Genomic DNA, 21,459 nt, shown 5'->3' with positions numbered 1-21,459 from the left:
CGTCAGAAGAAGGTCCGGGCCGCCGCCTCCGCCGCCGCGAAGATCGGGCCGCCGACAAGGAGATAGACCGGGAAGATGAACAACGCGGCAGCGCCCAGCACCACCCGCAGCTCGGTGGCCATGGGCACGAACTCGCTGGACGGCTGGTCGTCGAACCACATCACCTTGACGATGCGCAGGTAGTAGAACAGGCCGACGACACTGGCGAGAACGCCGATCACCGCGAGGCCGTAGAGCCCGGCCTGCACCGCCGCCATGAACACGAAGTACTTGGCGAAGAAGCCCGCCAGCGGCGGCAGGCCCGCCAGCGACAGCATCAGCATGGTCAGCATCAGCGCCATGATCGGGTTGGTCTTCGACAGGCCGGCGAGATCGTCGATCTCCTCGACCACCCCATCCTTGCGGCGCATGGCGAGGATGACGGCGAAGGTGCCGAGGGTCATGGCGAGATAGATCGCCATGTAGAGGAGGACGCCGCGCACGCCGGAGAAATTGGCGGCGGCGAGGCCGACAAGCGCGAAGCCCATATGGCCGATCGAGGAATAGGCCATCAGCCGCTTGATGTTGCGCTGGCCGATGGCGGCGAAGGCACCGAGCGCCATCGAGGCGATCGAGATGAAGATGATGACCTGCTGCCAGTCGACCGCCAGCGGCTCGAAGCCCTGCACCGTGAAGCGGGTAATCAGCGCGATCGCCGCGACCTTCGGCGCGCCGGCCAGGAAGGCCGTGATCGGCGTCGGCGCGCCCTCGTAGACGTCCGGCGTCCACATGTGGAACGGCACGGCGGAGATCTTGAAGGCGAGGCCGCACAGGACGAAGACGAGGCCGACGACGATGCCGATCGAACGTTCGCTGGTGGCGACCACCTCGGCGATGGCGGTGTATTCGATCTGGCCGGTGAAGCCGTAGACCAGCGACGCGCCGTAGAGCAGCATGCCCGAAGACAGCGCGCCGAGGACGAAGTATTTCAGGCCGGCTTCGGTCGAGCGGACCGAATCACGGTTGATGGCGGCGAGGACGTAGATCGACAGCGACTGCAGCTCGAGACCGAGATACAGCGCGATCATGTCGCCTGAGGAGACCATGACCATCATGCCGGTGGTCGACAGCAGCACGAGAACCGGGAACTCGAAGCGGTTGAAGCGCTCGCTCTCGGCGTAGCCGACCGACATGATGACGGCCGCCGCCGCACCGATCAGCACCAGCACCTTCATGAAGCCGGCGAACGGGTCGAGGACGAAGGAACCGCCGAAGGCCACGCCATAGGGCGTGACGAACACCATCCACAGCCCGGCAATGATGATCAGCGCCACCGACAGGCCGGTGACCGTCTGCGCGCTCTTCTCGCCCAGAAAGACGCCGATCATCAGGAGGATCATCGAGCCGACCGCAAGGATCAACTCGGGACCGATGATCGGAAGGCTCGATGCGAGCATGTTCGAATACATTGGCGTGCGATCCCGAGCTTATTGTGCCAGAGCGACCGAGGAGGCCGCCTCGATGGCTGCGGTGTAGCGGTTGACCATGGATTCCACGGAGGCGGCGGTCACGTCGAAGACCGGCATCGGATAGACGCCGAAGAAGATGACCAGCACGATCAGTGGGTAGAGCAGGATCTTCTCGCGGCCCGACAGGTCGAGGATCGACCGCAGGCTCTCCTTCTCCAGCGCGCCGAAGACGACGCGGCGATAAAGCCACAGCGCATAGGCTGCCGACAGGATGACGCCCGTCGCGGCGAAGATCGCCACCCAGCTGTTGACCTGGAAGACGCCGATGAGAGTCAGGAACTCGCCGACGAAGCCCGACGTGCCCGGCAGGCCGACATTGGCCATGGTGAAGATCAGCATCGCGGCGGCGTAATGCGGCATGCGGTTCACCAGACCGCCATAGGCGGCGATTTCGCGGGTGTGCATGCGGTCGTAGACGACGCCGACGCACAGGAACAGCGCGCCCGACACGAGGCCGTGGGACAGCATCTGGAAGATCGCGCCTTCGACGCCCTGCTGGTTGGCGGCGAAGATGCCCATGGTCACGAAGCCCATATGGGCGACGGAGGAATAGGCAATCAGCTTCTTGATGTCCTGCTGCATCAGCGCGACCAGCGAGGTGTAGATGATCGCCACGACCGACAGGGTGAAGACCAGCGGCGCGAACTCGGCCGAGGCCAGCGGGAACATCGGCAAGGAGAAGCGCAGGAAGCCGTAGCCGCCGAGCTTCAGGAGGATGCCCGCCAGGATGACGGAGCCGGCGGTCGGCGCCTCGACATGGGCGTCGGGCAGCCAGGTGTGCACCGGCCACATCGGCATCTTCACCGCGAAGCTGGCGAAGAAGGCGAACCACAGCCAGGTCTGCATCGAAGCCGGGAAATCGTAGGCCAGAAGCTCGGGGATCGAGCTCGTTCCCGCGGTCCAGAACATCGCCATGATGGCGACGAGCATCAGCACCGAGCCGAGGAAGGTGTAGAGGAAGAACTTGTAGCTGGCGTAGATGCGCCGCTTGCCGCCCCACACGCCGATGATCAGGAACATCGGGATCAGGCCACCTTCGAAGAAGATGTAGAACAGCACGATATCCAGGGCGCAGAACACGCCGACGACCAGCGTTTCCAGCACCAGGAAGGCGATCATGTATTCCTTCACGCGGGTCTGCACGGACTCGAAGCTGGCGAGAATGCAGAAGGGCATGAGGAAGGTCGTCAGGATGACGAACAGCATGGAGATGCCGTCGACACCCATGTGATAGGTGATGCCGCCGCCAAGCCAGTCGAGGCGCTCGACCATCTGGAAGCCGGCGTCGCTGTTGTCGAAATCGATCCAGATCCACAGCGAGACGACGAAGGTGAACAGCGTCGTCAGCAGCGCGACATTACGAATGTTGCGGCGCGCGAGCTCGCTGTCGTCCCGGATGAACAGGATGAGCAGAGCCCCGACCAGCGGCAGGAAGGTGACGGTCGAGAGGATCGGCCATTCGGTCATCAGTTCACGCCCCCGAGCATCATCCAGGTGACCAGCGCCGCGACGCCGATCAGCATCGCAAAGGCATAGTGATAGAGGTAACCGGTCTGCAGCCGGACAACGCGGTTGGTGACGTCCACGACGCGGGCGGAGATGCCGTCCGGGCCGAGCCCGTCGATCACCCTGCCGTCACCGGTCTTCCAGAGGAAGGTGCCGATCGCCTTGGCCGGGCGGACGAAGAGGAAGTCGTACAGCTCGTCGAAGTACCACTTGTTCAGGAAGAACTGGTACAGGCCGCGATGGCGGGCAGCCACCTGCCCCGGCAGCGCCGGGTTGCGGATGTAGAAGGCCCAGGCGATGGCAAAGCCCAGCGCCATCATCACCGTCGGGATGATCGCGATCCCGAAGGCCACCTCGTGCAGATCGTGCAGCACGTGGTTGTCCGGGCCGGTGAACAGCGAGGCGCCCCAGAACTCGGCATATTCGTGACCGACGAAGAAGCCTTCGAAGACGATACCCGCGAACAGCGCGCCCACCGACAGGATCAGCAGCGGCACCAGCATGACCATCGGCGATTCATGCACATGGTGCATGACGTCGGCCGAGGCGCGCGGCTTGCCGTGGAAGGTCAGGAAGATCAGGCGCCAGGAATAGAAGCTGGTCAGCAGCGCCGAGATCACCGTCAGGCCCCAGCCATACATGGCGAAGGAATTGTGCCCGACGAACGCCGCCTCGATGACCGCGTCCTTGGAGAAATAGCCGGCGGTGAACGGGAAACCGGTCAGGGCCAGCGTGCCGATGACCATGGTCCAATAGGTGACCGGGATGTGCTTGCGCAGCCCGCCCATGCGCCGCATGTCCTGCTCGTCCGAGACCGAGTGGATCACCGAGCCAGCGCCCAGGAACAGCAGTGCCTTGAAGAAGGCGTGGGTGAACAGGTGGAAGATCGCCACGCCATAGGCGCCGACGCCGAGTGCGACGAACATGTAGCCGAGCTGCGAACAGGTCGAATAGGCGATGACGCGCTTGATGTCGTTCTGGACGAGACCGACGGTCGCCGCGAACAGCGCGGTGGTGGCGCCGACGAAGGTCACGACGGTCAGAGCGGTGTGGCTGAGCTCGAAGATCGGCGACATGCGGGCCAGCATGAAGACGCCGGCGGTGACCATGGTCGCCGCGTGAATGAGCGCCGAGACCGGGGTCGGGCCTTCCATGGCGTCCGGCAGCCAGGTGTGGAGGCCGAGCTGGGCCGACTTGCCCATCGCGCCTAGGAACAGGAGCAGGCAGACGGCGGTCAGCGCGCCCGCCATGGGCAGCGCATATCCGGCGAAGTTCAGGACCGGCGCACCGGCACCGGCAGCGGCCTCTGCGCCCTCCCCGCCCATCTGGCCGGCGAGATCGGCGGCGCCGGCGAAGATGGTGTCGAAATTGACCGAGCCGAACAGCACGAAGACGCCGAAGATGCCGAGGATGAAGCCGAAGTCACCGACGCGGTTGACGATGAAAGCCTTCATGGCGGCGGCGTTGGCCGACGGCTTCTTGTACCAGAAACCGATCAGCAGATAGGACGCCAGGCCGACGCCCTCCCAGCCGAAGAACATCTGGACGAGGTTGTTCGAGGTCACCAGCATCAGCATGGCGAAGGTGAACAGCGACAGATAGGCGAAGAAGCGCGGCCGATGCGGGTCGTGGTGCATGTAGCCGATCGAATAGATGTGGACCAGCGACGAGACCGTGTTCACGACGACCAGCATGACCAGCGTCAGCCGGTCGATGCGCAGCGACCACGAGACGTCCAGTCCGCCCGACTGCATCCACTGGAACAGCGTGATGCGCAGGGTCTCGGACTCGCCGAAGCCGAAGCTGATGAAGGCGATCCACGACAGGACCGCGGCAGCCACCAGGAAGGCCGAAGTCGTATATTCGGACGCCTTGGCGCCGATCGCATTGCCGAACAGGCCGGCGATCAGGAAGCCGGCGAGCGGCAGGAGAACGATGGTCTGATACACGCCCGATCAGCCTTTCATCGTGTTGACGTCGTCGACGGCGATGGAGCCGCGATTGCGGAAGAAGACCACCAGGATGGCCAGGCCGATCGCCGCCTCGGCAGCCGCGACCGTCAGCACGAAGAGCGCGAAGATCTGGCCGACAAGGTCGTTCAGGAAGGCCGAGAAGGCCACGAAATTGATGTTCACGGCCAGAAGGATCAGCTCGACCGACATGAGGATCGTGATGATGTTCTTCCGGTTCATGAAGATGCCGAAGACGCCCGTGACGAACAGGATCGCCCCGACGGTAAGGTAGTGTCCGAGACCGACTTCCATCGTATCCGTTCCTTTCGCTCTCAGATGCCCTTGCCGCTCTCGACCTTGCGGATCTCCACCGCGGTCGCGGGCGTGCGCCCCACCTGCTGCGGGATCGACTGGCGCTTCAGGCCTTCCTTGTGGCGCAGCGTCAGGACGATCGCTCCGACCATGGCGACGAAGAGGATCAGGCCGGCCAGCTGGAAGAACAGGATGTAGCGGGTGTAGAGGACGCTGCCGAGCGCCTCGATGTTGGAAACTTCCTCAAGCGGCGGGATCGGCATGGACGTCGCCAGCGCCATCTGTGGGTCGTAGTAATTGCCGGTGGCGGCGATGACCAGTTCGGCCAGAAGCACGACGCCGATGATCACGCCGATCGGGGCGTATTTCAGCGTGTCCCGCTTCACCCGTCCGAAGTCGATGTCGAGCATCATGACGACGAAGAGGAAGAGGATCGCCACGGCGCCGACATAGACGACGATCAGGATCAGCGCGAGGAACTCGGCGCCGGCCAGAAGGAAGAGCCCCGCCGCCGCCACGAAGGTGAGGATCAGGAACAGCACCGAATGCACGGGGTTGCGCGCCAGCACGACCATCAGGCCCGAGCCGACGGCGACCAGCGCAAACAGATAGAAGAAGACTGCCTGAAGGCCCAGCATCCTCGGGCTCCTTTTGCTGGCGGACACGGCGGCCGAAGGTGCCGCGTGCCTGCCCTGAACGTCATGTCGAAGACCGGTCCGGCGCTCTTACGAAGCAGCGGAACCGGCGATTCTCAGCCGCCGAAAACTCTGCGCCCGATTACCGGTAAGGCGCGTCGAGCGCAATGTTGCGCGCGATCTCGCGCTCCCAGCGATCGCCGTTATCGAGCAGTTTCTGCTTGTCGTAGTAGAGTTCCTCGCGGGTCTCCGTGGAGAACTCGAAATTCGGCCCCTCGACGATGGCGTCGACCGGGCAGGCTTCCTGGCAGAAGCCGCAATAGATGCACTTCACCATGTCGAGGTCGTAACGCACCGTGCGGCGGGTGCCGTCGTTGCGGCGCGGGCCGGCCTCGATGGTGATCGCCTGGGCCGGACAGATCGCCTCGCACAGCTTGCAGGCGATGCAGCGCTCCTGGCCGTTGGGATAACGGCGAAGGGCATGCTCGCCGCGGAAGCGCGGGCTCTGCGGATTCTTCTCGAAGGGGTAGTTCACCGTCGCCTTCGGCGCGAAGAAGTACCGCATCGACAGGCCCATGGCCTTGACGAATTCGATGAGGAACAGCGACCGGACGGTCTGTGCAATGGCACTCATAAGGCTCTAGCCTCCCAGATTCGAGGCGATGATCGGCGCGGCGAACCAGCCGACGACCGGAAACAGAACAAGCTGCGAATAGCGCGCGACGTTGAGGGCGAGACCCGCGGGGTCCCCCTCCCCGCCATGCGGGCGGTCCCGGCGGTTGCGGACATAGCCGAGGATCATGAAATCGACGATCCCCAGCACCAGTCCGGCCAGCGCACCGATGAGCGCGGGCTCCATCATACGGCCGCCGCGCCCCAGCCCATCACCTGCAGCACGAAGGCGACCAGCACCACCATGCCCAGCGAGATCGGCAGGAAGACCTTCCAGCCCAGACGCATGAGCTGATCGTAGCGGTAGCGCGGCACGAAGGCCTTGACCATGGCGAACATGAAGAAGGCCAGCGCGACCTTGGCGAGGAACCAGACGACGCCCGGCACCCAGGTAAAGGGCGCGAAGTTTGCCGGCGGCAGCCAGCCACCCATGAACAGGATGGTCATCAGGCAGCACATCAGGGTGATGGCCGCATATTCGCCGAGCATGAACATCATGTACGGGGTGGAGCCGTACTCGACCATGAAGCCGGCGACGAGTTCGGATTCGGCTTCCGGCAGATCGAAGGGCGGCCGGTTCGTCTCGGCCAAGGCCGAGATGAAGAAGATCACGAACATCGGGAACAGCCCGAGCCAGTGCCAGTCGAGGAAGGTGTTGGGCAGGCCGATCATGGTGCCGAGGCCGGTCTGCTGGGCCAGCACGATGTCGGTGAGGTTCAGCGAGCCGACGCACAGCAGCACGGTGACGATGACGAAGCCGATGGAGACCTCGTAGGAGACCATCTGCGCCGCCGAGCGGAGCGCGCCGAGGAAGGCGTATTTCGAGTTCGACGCCCATCCGCCCATGATCACGCCATAGACCTCGAGCGAGGAGATCGCGAAGACGTAGAGGATGCCGATATTGATGTCGGCGATCACCCAGCCGTCGGCGACCGGCACCACCGCGAAGGTCGCTAGGGCCAGCGTCACCGCGACCAGCGGCGCGAGCAGGAAGACGATCTTGTCGGAGCTGGCCGGAACGACCGGCTCCTTGAGGACGAACTTCAGGAGATCGGCGAAGGACTGGAACAGACCCCAGGGACCGACGACGTTGGGTCCGCGGCGCATCTGCACCGCCGCCCAGATCTTGCGGTCGGCCAGGAGGATGTAGGCCACCAGCACCAGCAGAACGACCAGGAACAGGAGGCTCTGCCCGAGAATGATCAGGCCCGGCCAGAGATAGAGGGAGGTGAAATCAGCCACTGCCAGCCGTCCTTATTCCGCTGCTTCCAGATGCTCGGCCTTGGCGAGCTGCGAGCACTCGGCCATGACCTTCGACGCACGGGCGATGGGGTTCGTCAGGTAGAAGTCGCCGATATTGGAGGCGAAGCTGCCACCGTTCAGCGTTCCGGCACGGTCGGCCAGACGGGTGATGGCCGCCGCATCCGCCGGCTCGACCCGGTCGGTCCGCATCCAGGGATGCGACTGGTAGATCTCGCTGCGCAATGCGCCGAGGGAATCGAAGCCGAGCGTATGGCCGAGAACCGCCGACAGCGCGCGGATGATCGCCCAGTCCTCGCGGGCGTCGCCCGGCGGGAAGCCGGGGCGGCTGCCGGTCTGGGCACGGCCCTCGACATTGACCCAGGTGCCCGACTTCTCCGTATAGGCGGCGCCCGGCAGGATGACGTCGGCACGATGGGCGCCGCGGTCGCCATGGGTGCCGATATAGACGACGAAGGCGCCCGGCGCGATCTCGACCTCGTCGGCACCGAGATTGAACAGGACGTCGACCGCTCCGTTCGTCATCTCGGCGACGTTGCGACCGCCCTCCCCCGGCACGAAGCCGATGTCGAGGCCGCCGACGCGCGAGGCTGCCGAGTGCAGCACGTTGAAGCCGTTCCAGCCATCGGTGACCGCACCGATTTCGCGCGACAGGGCCGCGAGCGAGGCCAGCAGCTCGGCGCCGTTGTCGCCGGCAAGCGCGCCCTGACCCACGATGATCATCGGACGTTCGGCATTCTTCAGCGCGTCGAAGAAGCCCTGGCTGGCGCCTTCGAGGTTCGACAGCGTCTCGGCGCCGGCGCCCAGATAGGTGTAGTCATAGCGCAGATCGACATTCTCGCCGACAACGCCGATCGGGAAACCGCCCATGCGCCAGCGCTTGCGGATGCGGGCATTCAGCACCGACGCCTCGAAGCGCGGATTGGAGCCGACGATCAGCAGCGCGTCGGCATCCTCGATGCCGGCGATGGTGGTGTTGAAGAGATAGGAGGCCCGACCGTCCGCCGGATCGAGCTTGGCCCCGTCCTGGCGGCAATCGACGCTGGTCGAGCCGAGCTCAGACATCAGGCGCTTGAGCGCCCACATCTCTTCCACCGCGGCCAGATCGCCGGCGATGGCGCCGATGCGGTCAGCGGCAGCACCGTCGACCTTCGTCTTGATCGCGGCGAAGGCTTCCTGCCAGCTGGCGGGGCGCAGACGACCGTTCTCGCGGACATAGGGCTTGTCGAGGCGCTGGGTGCGCAGGCCATCCCAGATGAAGCGGGTCTTGTCGGAGATCCACTCCTCGTTGATCTCCTCGTTGATGCGCGGAAGAATACGCATCACTTCGCGGCCGCGGGTGTCGACTCGGATGTTGGAACCGACGGCGTCCATGACGTCGATGGTCTCGGTCTTGGACAGCTCCCACGGGCGCGCCTGGAAGGCGTAGGGCCGCGAGGTCAGCGCGCCGACCGGGCAAAGGTCGATGACGTTGCCCTGCAGCTCGGAGGTCATCGCCTGCTCGAGGAAGGTGGTGATCTCGGCGTCTTCGCCGCGGCCAACCAGGCCAAGCTCAGAGATTCCAGCGACTTCCGTCGTGAAGCGGACGCAGCGCGTGCAGTGGATGCAGCGCGTCATGATCGTCTTGACCAGGGGGCCGATGTACTTGTCCTCGACGGCGCGCTTGTTCTCCTGGTAGCGCGAACTGTCGACGCCATAGGCCATGGCCTGGTCCTGCAGGTCGCACTCGCCGCCCTGGTCGCAGATCGGGCAATCCAGCGGGTGGTTGATCAGCAGGAATTCCATCACGCCTTCGCGGGCCTTCTTGACCATCGGCGTGGTCGTGAAGACTTCCGGAAGCTGGCCTTCGGGTCCGGGGCGCAGATCGCGCACGCCCATGGCGCAGGACGCCGCCGGCTTGGGCGGTCCGCCCTTCACCTCGACGAGGCACATGCGGCAGTTGCCGGCGATCGACAGCCGCTCGTGGAAACAGAAACGCGGAATCTCGGCGCCGGCCTCCTCGCACGCCTGCAACAGCGTGTAGTGATCCGGAACCTCGACTTCCCTGCCGTCGACTTTGAGCTTGGTCATAGACTTGTCCTGCTTATTCCGCTGCCTCGAGCACCGGACGGCGGTCAGTGTCGGCATTGCGCGAGTAGTCGTCGATGCGGCGCTCGATCTCGGCGCGGAAATGGCGCACCAGACCCTGGATCGGCCATGCGGCGGCATCGCCGAGCGCACAGATGGTGTGGCCCTCGACCTGCTTGGTCACGTCGAGCAGCATGTCGATCTCGCGCTTCTGCGCGTTGCCGGTCGCCATGCGCTCCATGACCCGCCACATCCAGCCCGTGCCCTCGCGGCACGGGGTGCACTGGCCGCAGCTCTCGTGCTTGTAGAAATACGAGATGCGGGCGATCGCCTTCACGATGTCGGTGGACTTGTCCATGACGATCACGGCGGCGGTGCCGAGCGAGGTCTTGATCTCGCGCAGGCCGTCGAAATCCATCGGCGCGTCGATGATGTCGGCCGCCGGCACAAGCGGAACCGAGGAACCGCCCGGGATGACCGCCAGAAGATTGTCCCAGCCGCCCCGGACGCCGCCGCAATGCTTCTCGATCAGCTCGCGGAAGGGAATTCCCATCTCTTCCTCGACCGTGCAGGGCTGCTCGACATGGCCGGAGATGCAGTACAGCTTGGTGCCGGTGTTGTTCGGACGACCGAGGCCGGCGAACCAGCCGCCGCCACGGCGCAGGATGGTCGGCGCAACGGCGATCGACTCGACGTTGTTGACCGTGGTCGGGCAGCCATAGAGGCCGACATTGGCCGGGAACGGCGGCTTCAGCCGCGGCTGGCCCTTCTTGCCCTCGAGGCTTTCCAGGAGCGCCGTCTCTTCGCCGCAGATATAGGCGCCGGCACCGTGGTGGACGATGATGTCGTAGTCCCAGCCGCACTTGTTGTCGCGTCCGAGAAGCCCGGCCTCGTAGCACTCGTCGATGGCCCGCTGCAGCGCCTGGCGCTCGCGGATATATTCACCGCGCACATAGATGTAGCAGGTGTTCGCGCCCATCGCGAAACCGGCGATGACGCAGCCCTCGATCAGCGTGAACGGGTCGTTCCGCATGATCTCCCGGTCCTTGCAGGTGCCGGGCTCGGACTCGTCGGCATTGATGACGAGGTAGTGCGGGCGGCCATCGGACTGCTTGGGCATGAAGGACCATTTCAGGCCCGTCGGGAAGCCGGCGCCGCCGCGCCCGCGCAGACCCGACGCCTTCATCTCGTTGATGATCCAGTCGCGGCCCTTGCCGATGATGTCGGCGATGCCGTCGAAATGGCCACGCTTCATCGCGGCCTTCAGGCTCTTGTCCCGCAGGCCGTAGATGTTGGTGAAGATGCGATCCTGATCGTTCAGCATCTAGATTCTCCTCGCACGCATCAGCGCTCGCCCGAACCGGAAGACGACGTGGTCGCGAGGACCTTCGCCTGTTCGATCCAGCCTTCGCGCACCGCACGGCCGCGGAAGTTCAGATAGTCGTCGATCCAGATCAGCTCTGTCTCGCGCCATTTGGCGACCTGCCAGAAATGGAAGACGCCGAGGCCGTTCAGCTTGGCCTCGATGACCGGTCCGACGCCCTTGATCTTCTTCAGATCGTCCTTGTCGCCCTGCGGCGCGTCCAGGAGATCGGAGGGCTTGTCGCCGACCTGTGCGGGTGCCGCCTCGGGCTCGGCCTTGCTGGCGAAATGATCGGCATTGCCGGGGCCGGGGCTCGTATCGGACGTATGCGCGCGCAGGCCTTCCGGCTCGCCCGGCGACACCTGATCGCGGCCGGTCAGGTCGGCGGATTCCGCGTCCCGCTCCTGCACGGCCGGCACGTCGTCGGGACGCCGCGCATCCTGCACCACGGCAGCCTCGGCGGCGCCTTCCTTGGCGGCCAGATTGCCCTTGGTAGAGGCATCGGCGGCCGGCGTGTCGGCGGACACCTGGTTCGCCTCGACCGCATCGCGATCGGCTTCGCCGGTGGCGCCTTCCCGCGCACCGCCGGTCTGGCCCGCACCCGGGCCGGCCTCGGCGACCAGCGTGTCGCTCTCTTCCTTCTCGGCCCCCTGCGCAACACTGGCATCGCCAGCCTTGCCGGGGGCGGCGATGGTCGGATTGGTCTCGGCGGCCGCCGTATCCGGACGCCCGGCCTTGGACGGCGGGGTGGAGATCGCCTGCCCTGCCCCGGAGCCCTGCGACGGTGCGCCATTGGCCGGGCCGCCCTGAGACTTCTGGTCGGCGATCAGGTCGTCGTAATCGCCCTTGAGCGTCGTCAAACCACCGATCGGCACCGATTCATGGCGGCCGTTCTGCGGTCCCGTCTTCACATCGCCGCCGCGACCGGCCTCGAACTCGTCGATGATCTCTTCGAGCCGCTCGGGGGTCAGATCCTCGTAGGCGTCATGGAAGATCATCACCATTGGCGCGTTGACGCAGGCGCCAAGGCACTCGACCTCTTCCCAGGAGAGCGTGCCGGCCTCGTTGCGATGGAACGGCTCGGCGTGGATCTTCGAACGGCAGACCGCCTTCAGATCCTCGGCGCCGCGCAGCATGCAGGGCGTGGTGCCGCAGACCTGGATATGGGCGCGCGTACCGACCGGCTTGAGCTGGAACTGGGTATAGAAGGTCGCGACCTCGAGGACGCGGATGAGCGGCATCTCCAGCATGTCGGCGACATGCTCGATTGCTGCCTTGGTGACCCACCCCTCCTGATCCTGCGCGCGCATCAGCAGCGGGATCACGGCCGATTGCTGGCGCTCCGACGGATATTTACGGATCGTCGCCTGCGCCCAGGCCGCATTTTCATCGGTGAAGGCGAAGCCGTGAGGCTGGAAGGCATCGTCCGCGAGACGTCTGACAGACATCGGACCTCGACTTTAGAACCAGTTCAACATGCTATGTTGCGGCGCGTTCTATCACACGATCCGCAAAAGGCCAGTGGCCAGAAGCCGCATCAAAGCCCGACAAAGGCGCGGTTTCCCCAAGTGTTGGCATCGCGGGCGGGAAACCCGCGACGGGTCGAACAAAGCGGCGCCGAAGCGCCGAGGTCACGGCCGTCCGCGCGAGCGCGCGGCGCCGTGCCAAATCAACGGTCGACTTCGCCGAAGACGATATCCAGCGTGCCGAGGATCGCCGAGACGTCGGCCAGCATGTGGCCGCGGCACAGCATGTCCATCGCCTGCAGATGCGCGAAGCCCGGCGCCTTGATCTTGCAGCGATACGGCTTGTTGGTGCCGTCGGCGACCAGGTAGACGCCGAACTCGCCCTTCGGCGCCTCGACCGCCGCATAGACCTCGCCCTCGGGGACGTGGAAGCCCTCGGTGTAGAGCTTGAAGTGATGGATGAGCGCTTCCATCGAGCGCTTCATCTGGCCGCGCTTCGGCGGCACGATCTTGCCTTCGGTCGCCGAGACCGGGCCGGTGCTGTGCTCGCCCGTGAGCTGGGCAATGCACTGCTTCATGATCTTCACCGATTCGCGCATCTCGATCATGCGGATCAGGTAGCGATCGTAGCAGTCGCCGTTCTTGCCGACCGGGATGTCGAAATCCATCTCGTCGTAGCATTCGTAGGGCTGCGACTTGCGCAGGTCCCAGGCGACGCCGGAGCCGCGGATCATCACGCCCGAAAAGCCCATCGCCCAGGCATCCTCGATGCCGACGACGCCGATGTCGACATTGCGCTGCTTGAAGATGCGGTTGTCGGTCAGAAGGCCTTCGATGTCGTCGCAGACCTTGAGGAACGGATCGCACCAGGCGCCGATATCCTCGATGAGCTGCTGCGGCAGGTCGGCGTGGACGCCGCCGGGACGGAAATAGGCCGCATGCAGGCGCGAGCCCGAGGCACGCTCGTAGAAGACCATCAGCTTCTCGCGCTCCTCGAAGCCCCACAATGGCGGGGTCAGCGCGCCGACGTCCATGGCCTGGGTCGTCACGTTGAGGAGATGCGAGAGGATGCGGCCGATCTCGGAATACAGGACGCGGATCAGCTGCCCGCGCTTGGGCACCTCGACGCCGGTCAGACGCTCGACCGCCAGGCAGAAGGCATGCTCCTGGTTCATCGGGGCGACGTAGTCGAGACGGTCGAAATACGGGATCGACTGGAGATAGGTCTTGTGCTCGATCAGCTTCTCGGTGCCGCGATGCAGAAGCCCGATATGCGGATCGACGCGCTCGACGATCTCGCCGTCGAGCTCGACCACCAGACGCAGCACGCCGTGCGCGGCCGGATGCTGGGGGCCGAAATTGATGTTGAAGTTGCGGACGTCGATCTCAGCCATGCGGCGTTTCCTGCTGCGGCGCGACCTTCGCGAAGAATTCGGCGCCCGTCATCTGTTCGGTCTCGTTGGCGAAGGCGTACCAGGACGGCTTCGAGTCGATGAAGATTTCCTGCGTCAGCTGCGTGTTGCTCAGCCCGTCGAACAAAGTCGCCGACATGGCGTAATGCTCACCATCGAGGCTGCGCCAGAAAAGCGAGGTGCCGCAGACCTTGCAGAAGCCGCGTTCGCCCCAGCCGGAGGAGCTGTAGGTGGCGATGAGGTCGGTCCCGGCGGCCACCACGTTGCTGGCGCCGTCGAGCGCCATAAACGGGCCGGCGGTCCAGCGGCGACAGGTGTCGCAGTGACAGACGCCGACGTCCAGCGTCTCGAAATCGGCATCGATCCGCACGCCGCCGCAAAGGCACTTTGCCTGAAGCCGCTTCGTCCCCATCACACGCTCCCTGCGCTACTGCTTGGCCTTCTCGTCTCCCGGCAGAACATACTCGGTTCCTTCCCAGGGGGACAGGAAGTCGAAATTGCGGAATTCCTGCCGCAGCTCGACCGGCTCGTACACGACCTGCTTCTTGGCCTCGTCGTAATGAACCTCGACGAAGCCGGTCAGCGGGAAGTCCTTGCGCAGCGGATAGCCCTCGAAGCCGTAGTCGGTGAGGATGCGGCGCAAATCCGGATGGCCGGTGAACAGGATGCCGTAGAAATCATAGGCCTCGCGCTCGAACCAGTCGGCGCCGGCGAAGACGCCGGTCACGGACGGCACGGGCGCATCCACGCCGGTGCGGACCTTGATGCGGATGCGCTGGTTCTGGCGCGGCGACAGCAGGTGATAGACCACCTCGAAACGCTCTGCGCGCTCGGGGTAGTCGACGCCGCAGATGTCGACCAGGTTGATGAACTGGGTCTGCGGATCGTCCCGCAGGAAGGTCAGCACCCGGACGATGTCGGCCGGCGCAACGATCAGCGTCAGCTCGCCGAACGCCGTGATCGTCTCGATCAGCGTGTCGCCGAGCGTCTCGACGACATAGTCGGTCAGATCCTTCGTGGCGTGTTCGCGAATCATCTCAAACCTCAGCGCTCGATCGTGCCGGTCCGGCGGATCTTCTTCTGCAGAAGCAGCACGCCGTAGAGCAGAGCCTCGGCCGTCGGCGGGCAGCCGGGAACGTAGATGTCGACCGGGACCACCCGGTCGCAGCCGCGCACGACCGAATAGGAATAGTGATAATAGCCGCCGCCATTGGCGCAGGAGCCCATCGAGATGACGTAGCGCGGCTCCGGCATCTGGTCGTAGACCTTGCGCAGCGCCGGGGCCATCTTGTTGGTCAGCGTGCCGGCGACAATCATCACGTCGGACTGGCGCGGCGAGGCGCGCGGCGCGAAGCCGAAGCGCTCGGCGTCATAGCGCGGCATCGACATCTGCATCATCTCGACGGCGCAGCAGGCCAGGCCGAAGGTCATCCACATCAGCGAGCCGGTGCGGGCCCACTGGATGAGATCCTCGGTCGAGGTGACGAGGAAGCCCTTGTCGGCCAGCTCGTTGTTGACGTCGGTGACGAAGGGATCGGCCGTCGGCGCAACCATCTTCGGCCCGGCGACGCCGGCATCCGTCGATGGTGCATGTGCGACGAGCGGGCGGGACGTATCGATCAATCCCATTCCAGTGCTCCCTTCTTCCACTCGTAGATGAAGCCGACCGTCAGGACACCGAGAAACACCATCATCGACCAGAAGCCGAACCAGCCGAGGGTTCCGAAGGTGGCGGCCCACGGGAACAGGAAGGCGACCTCGAGGTCGAAGATGATGAACAGGATCGAGACGAGATAGAACCGCACGTCGAACTTCATGCGGGAATCGTCGAAGGCGTCAAAGCCGCACTCGTAGGCGGACAGCTTCTCGTCGTCCGGCGCCTTGAACGCCAGAAGGAACGGAGAGACCAGAAGGGCCAGTCCGATGAGAAGCGCGACGCCGACGAAAATGACGATCGGCAGATAGGATGCGAGAAGTTCGGGCATCTCGATGTCCCCAGAATCAATGGCGACCGATCGGACGGCCGCAAACTCGCGATCATCCCTTCCGCAGGCCGCCGGAGAGCCGATCGGACCGGAGGCACCGGGGATCGGCGGATCGTGACGGCGAAAACAAGGGCCTTTCGCGCTGCGGCGAGAACTATCGCCTTCTCCCTGGCGAAGCAAGGCGGGAAGCGCCGGTATCGGGACCTGCGATCCGGGGCCGCAGGGCGCCGGCGAAAGCGCCGGATCGGCACCCTGCGGGCGGAGCCGACGCGTGGCCGTTGCGTTCCGACCCCAGGCGTCCGACGATCATGCCGGGCGCGGAAGCGTCCGCGAGTGGAGGAGCAGCCATGAACATGCGTGAGGACAAGGTCACGGACTGGCGCGCGATGCGCGAGGCGCCGCGCGACGGCAGCCGCATCCTGGCAACCGTGCGGGCCAGCGAGCAGGGACCGGCCGAGGTGGACGTGGTGCGCTGGACCGCGCCGCGTGGCGCCTTCGAGCCGGAGTGGATCGCCACCGATTCCGACCCGGCCTGCCTGGTCACCTATGGCGACGACGAACTGGTCGCCTGGATGCCGATCCCCTCCCCGACCCTGCCATCGGCGGCAGCGGAGACATCCTGGCCGCAGCCGGCCAACGAACGGGATTTCGAGGAGGAATCGGGATCGGGCATCTGAGCCGGACGCCCAACGCAGATCGGCTGTCGCGATCGGGCCCGCGAGACGCGCCATGGGGCGTCCGGACGCGCGATGCGCCGACGCTGCCTTGCGGCAGCCATCGGGGCTCGTCGGCTCGGAACTGATTGTTCTGAAAGAAAAAGTGGCGCGAGTGACGGGGCTCGAACCCGCGACCTCCGGCGTGACAGGCCGGCACTCTAACCGACTGAGCTACACCCGCGCTCCACCGCTCGGAAGCGGCTGATGAGCGGTCGTTTACGGCCAAGACCGGGGAGTGTCAAGCGACAAGCCGGGACAAAAATCATCGCAGTGCAAGATGATCCGGCTGCGCCGCACGGAAGCCCGGTTTACCGCGGTTTTGCGACGACGGGACGACACGCGGATTGCCGGGACGAACCGCTGCCCAATCCCCTCGCAGGCAGAATCAGGACGAATCGAACCGGCATCTTTTTCGCGATTCACGGATGGATTCGCATCGAGGGGACGAGACCGAAACGCCCGCGCCGTCTTCTTTGGGTCTGGCGCCGGATCCGTCGGCGGCGATTAGGCCCTGGGGCATCCGATTCCTGGGCATCGCCGAGTCTGACAGCGCCGGCGACCGGATCGGCTTCGCCTTGAGGTCAACGAGCTTGGTCCGACAAGTCAGCCGGAATGACGAGACTGCGCGCGACATGGCGGAGCGCGAGGGTCGACGACGCCAGCGCGCCCTTCCCGCGTGCTGGCCGTCGGCCGCCAGACTGCAGTCGTCCAATGGTTCGGCTGCGGAACGTCGCGGTCGGCTCCCACAGGCCGGAGCACCCGACAGGCGCATGGCGGGCTTGCGGCGCGGTGCGGAAAACCCTAGAGATTTGCGCGCGGGCGATTAGCTCAGTTGGTAGAGCGCCTCGTTTACACCGAGGATGTCGGCAGTTCGAGCCTGTCATCGCCCACCATTCCCGCCGCGGACGTCGCCGTCTCTCCGGCCCTATCGCGTCTGCCATGCCCCGCCTCTTCAGATCACGTGACATGCGGAAACCCGGTTCATGAGTGATACGGACTGCGTCGTTGCCGGCGCCGGGGTCGTTGGCCTTGCGATTGCGCGGCGCCTGGCGCTTGCCGGACGCGAGGTGCTGGTGCTGGAAGCGGCCGACCATTTCGGGTCCGAGACGAGTTCGCGCAATTCCGAAGTCATCCACGCGGGCATCTACTATCCGGTCGGCAGCCTGAAGGCGCAGTTGTGCGTTGCCGGACGCAAGGCGCTTTATGCCTATGCCGCCGAACGCCACGTGCCGCATGCGCGCACCGGCAAGCTGATCGTCGCCACCTCCGAGGCGCAGGTCGCCCGGCTCGGCGAGATCAGGGAGAAGGCGGCGCGCTGCGGCGTCGACGATCTCGTCCTTCTGTCCGGCCCGGCGGCGATGGAGATGGAGCCGGCGCTGACCTGCGTTGCCGCCCTGCACTCGCCCGCGACCGGCATCATCGACAGCCACGCCCTGATGCAGAGCTATCTCGGCGATCTCGAAGCGGCCGGCGGCCAGGTGGTGTTCAACACCACGATTGCCTCGGGCCGGCTGGAAGATCGCGGCGTCCGGCTCGTTACCCGCGACCGGGCAAGCGGCGAGGAGACCGAGATCACCACCGATCTCCTGGTCAATGCCGCCGGTCTGCATGCCCAGCGTCTCGCCGGCGCCATCGACGGCTTTCCCGCGGATCACGTTCCGGCCGCCACCTATGCCAAGGGCAATTACTTCGCCGCACCGGGACGCACGCCATTCGAGCGGCTGATCTATCCGGTGCCCGAGGATGGCGGGCTGGGTGTCCACCTCACCTTCGATCTCGGCGGCCAGATGCGCTTCGGCCCCGATGTCGAGTGGATCGACGGCATCGACTATGGCGTCGATCCTGACCGGGCGGCGGGCTTCTATGCGGAGATCCGGCGCTACTGGCCGGGCCTGCCCGACGATTCGCTGACCCCGGCCTATAGCGGCATCCGCTCCAAGCTGTCGGGGCCGGGCCAGCCGGCGGCCGATTTCCGCATCGACGGGCCACAGGTCCACGGCGTCGATGCGATGGTCAATCTGTTCGGGATCGAGAGCCCAGGCCTGACCGCGAGCCTGGCCATCGCCGATCATGTGGCCGACTGCCTGGGTCTGCCGAAGCAATAGCCGCTAGACGAACTTGGGTGCGACGCAAATCGACCGCGGCGGGTGCCGCCTCGGCGCGCGTCATGCTGATGCTGCCAACCTGACATCTGGGCGTTCCGGCCGGACTATTCGGCCGGCGAGAGCGATGCGTCGTGCAGCGTGTCCGCGGCGGGCGCCCGCTCCCGGTCGATGAAGCGATCCGCCAAAGCGGCGCCCACCACCATCGCGGCAAGGCCGACCAGTGATGAGACCGCCAGCACCGCGCCGCCGGTGAAGCCCGCGCCGATGGTGCAGCCGACCGCCAGGATGCCGCCGAAACCCATCAGGACGGCGCCGATCGTATAGCGCAGCACAGACGGCGTGCCGGGCTCGGAGAAGGTCGCGATGCGGAAATTGCCGAACAGGATTGCCGCGAGGAACGCGCCGACAAGCGTGCCGATCAGGACACCCTGATCGAGGCCAAAGAAGCTGTCCGGGTCGGTGGCAAGCGCACCGGTGGTGGCCAGCGGCCGGATATAGGACAGGCTCTCGGCCTGGATCGGCTCGAACACCTGCAGCGACAGGGTGTAGGTGAAGTACCAGCCGGCGACGACGCTGGCGCCGACGCCGATGCCGCCGATGAAACGCCAGACGGACACCTTCGAGACCAGCGCGAGGGCCAGCGCCGAAACGGCAAGGATCGCACCAATGGCAATGCCCGCTTCCTGGCCGAGGCCGGCATGGGCGAGGAGGTCGTTGCCGCCGATCGCCGCCGTGCTCCACAGGCCGCCCGCAGCATCCCGCAAGGGGACGAGGACGCCGCTATAGGTTGCCAGACCGACGATCGCGACAATCACCGACGTATAGATCGCGCGCAGATTGCCCGATGCCGCCAAGACGATCATCCGGGAGACGCAGCCGCGCGACAGCACCATGCCGAGGCCGAAGACGAGGCCGCCGATGATGGCGCCGGACAGGCTCTGGGCGGTGGAGAAGAAGCGCGTCTCGCGCACGTCGACATAGCCGTAATTGAGCAGAAGCTGGATGCCGAGCACCGCGACCGCGAAGCCGCCGGCCCAGACCGCCAGCGCGGACAGGCCACGCCGCCGGGTGAGATCCAGAACGGCCGAGCGCGTGCAGAAGGCGCTGCGCTGGGCGAAGATGCCGAACAGGCCGCCGACGACGGCGCCGCCGATCAGCGCGGTGGCGTTCTCGCCGACGAGATCGATCAGGGGAACGAAATCCATCGCCATATGTCCCGGTGCCGTTGCAATAGCTGGAACATATGCGGAGTTCGCGATGTATTCGCGCTACAGGAATGCGGGCCGGGGCTGCAGGCGGAAACAGCTTTGCGGCAAACGCCCGCTGCGTGGATTCTCGTTCCCCCCGGCAGGTATCGGTCAGGTTAGGGCGTTCTGGACCGCGCAGCTGCCGGCTGCTGAAGCCTAAAGGGCTGCGCCGGGCGGCTACGGCTTGACGATGGTGTAGCCGGTCTCGTCGAGGCGGATCAGCTCGGCGACGCCGGCTTCCACCTCCTCGGCGAAGGAGACGATCTCTGGCCGCTCGCCCTCGGCCTGCTCGAGCGAATCGAGCGTGTTGCCGCAGGCCACGAAGCCGACATTCGGCATGCTCTGGTCGAAGGAGGTCAGCCGGTCCATCACCGGGGTGCGCTCCGGCCGCAGCATCTCGATACCGGGGCCGTAGACGACGATGCGGATCTCCACCTCCTCGGCCTTGGCCGTGTAGAAGCGCGAGACATTGGCGGCGATATCGAGCGCCGACCGCATCGCCGCCTCGTCCTTGTCGGAGACCTGCAGCGCCAGCTTGTGCGTGACGAAGCCGCCGTCATCCTCGGCCTCCTGCGCTGCGGCCACCGTCACGGCCTGACCGGCCGCCAGCATGGCGGCAAAGGCGAAAACCAGACCGGCCAGCGCCGCGGTCAGCCGGGTGCGCCGGTGCGCGATCGGTGCGGGGGCGTTGCTGGCCATGGTCTCGCCTTTCGTTACTGAAGCTCGAGCTCGGGATATTTCGCGATCACGTCGTCGCGGTTCATCCGCGGCGTGAGCGCCGGATACATGTAGCTGTAGCCGGCATTCTCGTATTTCGCGATGTCGATCACCGCGGCCGGGACGACGGTGAACAGGTCGTAGAATTCGTCCGGCGCGTAGCCCCGCCCCTTGGCGGCGTTGCGGCAGATATGGAACTCGACTCCTTCGTCGGCCAGTTCCTTGACTGCATCATATACGTCCGGGAAGGCCGCGCGGTTGAGGCGCGAGAAGCCATGCAGTTCGTTGCCATGGGCGACGACGACGAATTTCGAGCCCTCGAAATCGCCGAACTCCTTGGCGGCCTTGATGTGGTTGCGGATGAAGCCGAGCGCCCGCACGCCGTCGAGCGGGGCATCGAAATTGAAATCGTAGAGCACCTTCTGCGCCTCGTACTGCACGGGCTCGAAGGACGATTTGTCGTCCGGACCGGCCTTGGCGGCGAGCGACGACGCGATCAGCGCGGCGGCGGCTAGGAGGGCGATTTTCATGGCGAT

Annotated in this window: 21 protein-coding genes and 2 tRNA genes; 3 read left to right on the top strand and 20 right to left on the bottom strand. The window is 65.5% G+C overall.

The features are described from left to right. Positions 1-2 precede the first annotated feature (2 nt). The 16 genes from nuoN to J3367_RS16845 form a co-directional block, all read right to left on the bottom strand. Positions 3-1,448 carry an NADH-quinone oxidoreductase subunit NuoN gene (gene nuoN, locus J3367_RS16920; RefSeq protein WP_024351159.1) on the bottom strand — a complete coding sequence of 482 codons (1,446 nt, stop codon included), beginning with the start codon at positions 1,446-1,448 and terminating at the stop codon, positions 3-5. Between the two features lie 18 nt (positions 1,449-1,466). Beyond that, the gene (locus tag J3367_RS16915; RefSeq protein WP_024351158.1) at positions 1,467-2,975 is read right to left on the bottom strand and encodes an NADH-quinone oxidoreductase subunit M; all 1,509 of its coding nucleotides are present in this window, start codon (positions 2,973-2,975) and stop codon (positions 1,467-1,469) included. Beyond that, positions 2,975-4,963, bottom strand: a complete 1,989-nt coding sequence (gene nuoL, locus J3367_RS16910; RefSeq protein WP_024351157.1) for an NADH-quinone oxidoreductase subunit L — start codon at positions 4,961-4,963, stop codon at positions 2,975-2,977. Before nuoL ends, J3367_RS16915 begins: the two co-directional genes overlap by 1 nt. A 6-nt stretch (positions 4,964-4,969) precedes the next feature. Continuing rightward, on the bottom strand, positions 4,970-5,278 hold the full coding sequence (nuoK, locus tag J3367_RS16905; protein WP_009209798.1) for an NADH-quinone oxidoreductase subunit NuoK: 309 nt from the start codon (positions 5,276-5,278) through the stop codon (positions 4,970-4,972). Positions 5,279-5,298: 20 nt separating this feature from the next. Next, positions 5,299-5,913: an NADH-quinone oxidoreductase subunit J gene (locus tag J3367_RS16900; RefSeq protein ID WP_024351156.1), complete on the bottom strand. Its 615-nt coding sequence runs from the start codon at positions 5,911-5,913 to the stop codon at positions 5,299-5,301. Between the two features lie 142 nt (positions 5,914-6,055). After that, complete coding sequence (nuoI, locus tag J3367_RS16895; RefSeq protein WP_024351155.1) at positions 6,056-6,547, bottom strand: NADH-quinone oxidoreductase subunit NuoI; 492 nt, start codon at positions 6,545-6,547, stop codon at positions 6,056-6,058. A 6-nt stretch (positions 6,548-6,553) separates the two neighbouring features. Then, positions 6,554-6,772: a hypothetical protein gene (locus J3367_RS16890; RefSeq protein WP_024351154.1), complete on the bottom strand. Its 219-nt coding sequence runs from the start codon at positions 6,770-6,772 to the stop codon at positions 6,554-6,556. Next, a complete protein-coding gene (gene nuoH / locus J3367_RS16885; protein WP_024351153.1) occupies positions 6,772-7,827 on the bottom strand; it encodes an NADH-quinone oxidoreductase subunit NuoH in 1,056 nt (351 codons plus the stop codon). The genes J3367_RS16890 and nuoH overlap by 1 nt, the downstream gene beginning before the upstream one ends. A gap of 12 nt (positions 7,828-7,839) precedes the next feature. After that, on the bottom strand, positions 7,840-9,915 hold the full coding sequence (gene nuoG / locus J3367_RS16880) for an NADH-quinone oxidoreductase subunit NuoG (RefSeq protein ID WP_024351152.1): 2,076 nt from the start codon (positions 9,913-9,915) through the stop codon (positions 7,840-7,842). Positions 9,916-9,928: 13 nt separating this feature from the next. After that, entirely contained in the window at positions 9,929-11,236 is a 1,308-nt protein-coding gene (gene nuoF / locus J3367_RS16875) for an NADH-quinone oxidoreductase subunit NuoF (RefSeq protein ID WP_024351151.1), read from the bottom strand. A 20-nt stretch (positions 11,237-11,256) separates the two neighbouring features. Then, entirely contained in the window at positions 11,257-12,723 is a 1,467-nt protein-coding gene (nuoE, locus tag J3367_RS16870; RefSeq protein ID WP_024351150.1) for an NADH-quinone oxidoreductase subunit NuoE, read from the bottom strand. Between the two features lie 221 nt (positions 12,724-12,944). Next, positions 12,945-14,135, bottom strand: coding sequence for an NADH-quinone oxidoreductase subunit D (locus J3367_RS16865; protein WP_009209805.1), 1,191 nt, complete (start codon positions 14,133-14,135; stop codon positions 12,945-12,947). Further along, the gene (locus J3367_RS16860; RefSeq protein ID WP_024351149.1) at positions 14,128-14,565 is read right to left on the bottom strand and encodes a GFA family protein; all 438 of its coding nucleotides are present in this window, start codon (positions 14,563-14,565) and stop codon (positions 14,128-14,130) included. Before J3367_RS16860 ends, J3367_RS16865 begins: the two co-directional genes overlap by 8 nt. A gap of 15 nt (positions 14,566-14,580) precedes the next feature. Beyond that, a complete protein-coding gene (locus J3367_RS16855) occupies positions 14,581-15,189 on the bottom strand; it encodes an NADH-quinone oxidoreductase subunit C (protein WP_024351148.1) in 609 nt (202 codons plus the stop codon). An 8-nt stretch (positions 15,190-15,197) separates the two neighbouring features. Continuing rightward, complete coding sequence (locus J3367_RS16850; RefSeq protein ID WP_024351147.1) at positions 15,198-15,782, bottom strand: NuoB/complex I 20 kDa subunit family protein; 585 nt, start codon at positions 15,780-15,782, stop codon at positions 15,198-15,200. Next, positions 15,773-16,138 (bottom strand): NADH-quinone oxidoreductase subunit A, encoded by a 366-nt coding sequence (locus J3367_RS16845; RefSeq protein ID WP_024351146.1) that lies wholly within the window; start codon positions 16,136-16,138, stop codon positions 15,773-15,775. The genes J3367_RS16850 and J3367_RS16845 overlap by 10 nt, the downstream gene beginning before the upstream one ends. Positions 16,139-16,485: 347 nt before the next feature. Here J3367_RS16845 and J3367_RS16840 point away from each other — a divergent pair, with 347 nt between their 5' ends. Next, positions 16,486-16,815: a hypothetical protein gene (locus J3367_RS16840; protein WP_155898499.1), complete on the top strand. Its 330-nt coding sequence runs from the start codon at positions 16,486-16,488 to the stop codon at positions 16,813-16,815. Between the two features lie 143 nt (positions 16,816-16,958). Here J3367_RS16840 and J3367_RS16835 read toward each other — a convergent pair. Further along, positions 16,959-17,035, bottom strand: a tRNA-Asp gene (locus J3367_RS16835). Positions 17,036-17,671: 636 nt separating this feature from the next. Here J3367_RS16835 and J3367_RS16830 point away from each other — a divergent pair. Both J3367_RS16830 and J3367_RS16825 read left to right on the top strand, forming a co-directional pair. Then, positions 17,672-17,747 (top strand) — tRNA-Val (locus tag J3367_RS16830). 90 nt (positions 17,748-17,837) lie between these two features. Continuing rightward, positions 17,838-18,959: an NAD(P)/FAD-dependent oxidoreductase gene (locus J3367_RS16825; protein WP_024351144.1), complete on the top strand. Its 1,122-nt coding sequence runs from the start codon at positions 17,838-17,840 to the stop codon at positions 18,957-18,959. A gap of 104 nt (positions 18,960-19,063) precedes the next feature. Here the strand turns inward: J3367_RS16825 and J3367_RS16820 are convergent, their stop codons facing one another. The 3 genes from J3367_RS16820 to J3367_RS16810 form a co-directional block, all read right to left on the bottom strand. Further along, a complete protein-coding gene (locus tag J3367_RS16820; RefSeq protein ID WP_024351143.1) occupies positions 19,064-20,164 on the bottom strand; it encodes a YeeE/YedE family protein in 1,101 nt (366 codons plus the stop codon). A gap of 219 nt (positions 20,165-20,383) precedes the next feature. Continuing rightward, positions 20,384-20,905: a hypothetical protein gene (locus J3367_RS16815; RefSeq protein WP_051141601.1), complete on the bottom strand. Its 522-nt coding sequence runs from the start codon at positions 20,903-20,905 to the stop codon at positions 20,384-20,386. A 14-nt stretch (positions 20,906-20,919) separates the two neighbouring features. Continuing rightward, a complete protein-coding gene (locus tag J3367_RS16810) occupies positions 20,920-21,453 on the bottom strand; it encodes a DsrE family protein (protein ID WP_024351141.1) in 534 nt (177 codons plus the stop codon). Between the last annotated feature and the right edge of the window lie 6 nt (positions 21,454-21,459).

Origin of the sequence: Aurantimonas sp. NFXS3 (genome assembly GCF_049132005.1) — a bacterium.
Classification (GTDB): domain Bacteria; phylum Pseudomonadota; class Alphaproteobacteria; order Rhizobiales; family Rhizobiaceae; genus Aurantimonas; species Aurantimonas coralicida.
This window is presented reverse-complemented; position numbering and strand designations above follow the sequence as displayed.

Excerpts from the sequence above, each read along its gene's own strand:
- nuoF (WP_024351151.1), bottom strand. The coding sequence starts at position 11,236 with ATGCTGAACGATCAGGATCGCATCTTCACCAACATCTACGGCCTGCGG.
- J3367_RS16850 (WP_024351147.1), bottom strand. The coding sequence starts at position 15,782 with ATGGGATTGATCGATACGTCCCGCCCGCTCGTCGCACATGCACCATCG.
- nuoI (WP_024351155.1), bottom strand. The coding sequence starts at position 6,547 with ATGAGTGCCATTGCACAGACCGTCCGGTCGCTGTTCCTCATCGAATTC.
- J3367_RS16845 (WP_024351146.1), bottom strand. The coding sequence starts at position 16,138 with ATGCCCGAACTTCTCGCATCCTATCTGCCGATCGTCATTTTCGTCGGC.
- J3367_RS16820 (WP_024351143.1), bottom strand. The coding sequence starts at position 20,164 with ATGGATTTCGTTCCCCTGATCGATCTCGTCGGCGAGAACGCCACCGCG.
- J3367_RS16865 (WP_009209805.1), bottom strand. The coding sequence starts at position 14,135 with ATGGCTGAGATCGACGTCCGCAACTTCAACATCAATTTCGGCCCCCAG.
- J3367_RS16890 (WP_024351154.1), bottom strand. The coding sequence starts at position 6,772 with ATGGAGCCCGCGCTCATCGGTGCGCTGGCCGGACTGGTGCTGGGGATC.
- nuoK (WP_009209798.1), bottom strand. The coding sequence starts at position 5,278 with ATGGAAGTCGGTCTCGGACACTACCTTACCGTCGGGGCGATCCTGTTC.
- J3367_RS16810 (WP_024351141.1), bottom strand. The coding sequence starts at position 21,453 with ATGAAAATCGCCCTCCTAGCCGCCGCCGCGCTGATCGCGTCGTCGCTC.
- J3367_RS16825 (WP_024351144.1), top strand. The coding sequence starts at position 17,838 with ATGAGTGATACGGACTGCGTCGTTGCCGGCGCCGGGGTCGTTGGCCTT.
- nuoN (WP_024351159.1), bottom strand. The coding sequence starts at position 1,448 with ATGTATTCGAACATGCTCGCATCGAGCCTTCCGATCATCGGTCCCGAG.
- J3367_RS16855 (WP_024351148.1), bottom strand. The coding sequence starts at position 15,189 with ATGATTCGCGAACACGCCACGAAGGATCTGACCGACTATGTCGTCGAG.
- nuoE (WP_024351150.1), bottom strand. The coding sequence starts at position 12,723 with ATGTCTGTCAGACGTCTCGCGGACGATGCCTTCCAGCCTCACGGCTTC.
- J3367_RS16840 (WP_155898499.1), top strand. The coding sequence starts at position 16,486 with ATGAACATGCGTGAGGACAAGGTCACGGACTGGCGCGCGATGCGCGAG.
- J3367_RS16815 (WP_051141601.1), bottom strand. The coding sequence starts at position 20,905 with ATGGCCAGCAACGCCCCCGCACCGATCGCGCACCGGCGCACCCGGCTG.
- nuoG (WP_024351152.1), bottom strand. The coding sequence starts at position 9,915 with ATGACCAAGCTCAAAGTCGACGGCAGGGAAGTCGAGGTTCCGGATCAC.
- J3367_RS16915 (WP_024351158.1), bottom strand. The coding sequence starts at position 2,975 with ATGACCGAATGGCCGATCCTCTCGACCGTCACCTTCCTGCCGCTGGTC.
- J3367_RS16860 (WP_024351149.1), bottom strand. The coding sequence starts at position 14,565 with ATGGGGACGAAGCGGCTTCAGGCAAAGTGCCTTTGCGGCGGCGTGCGG.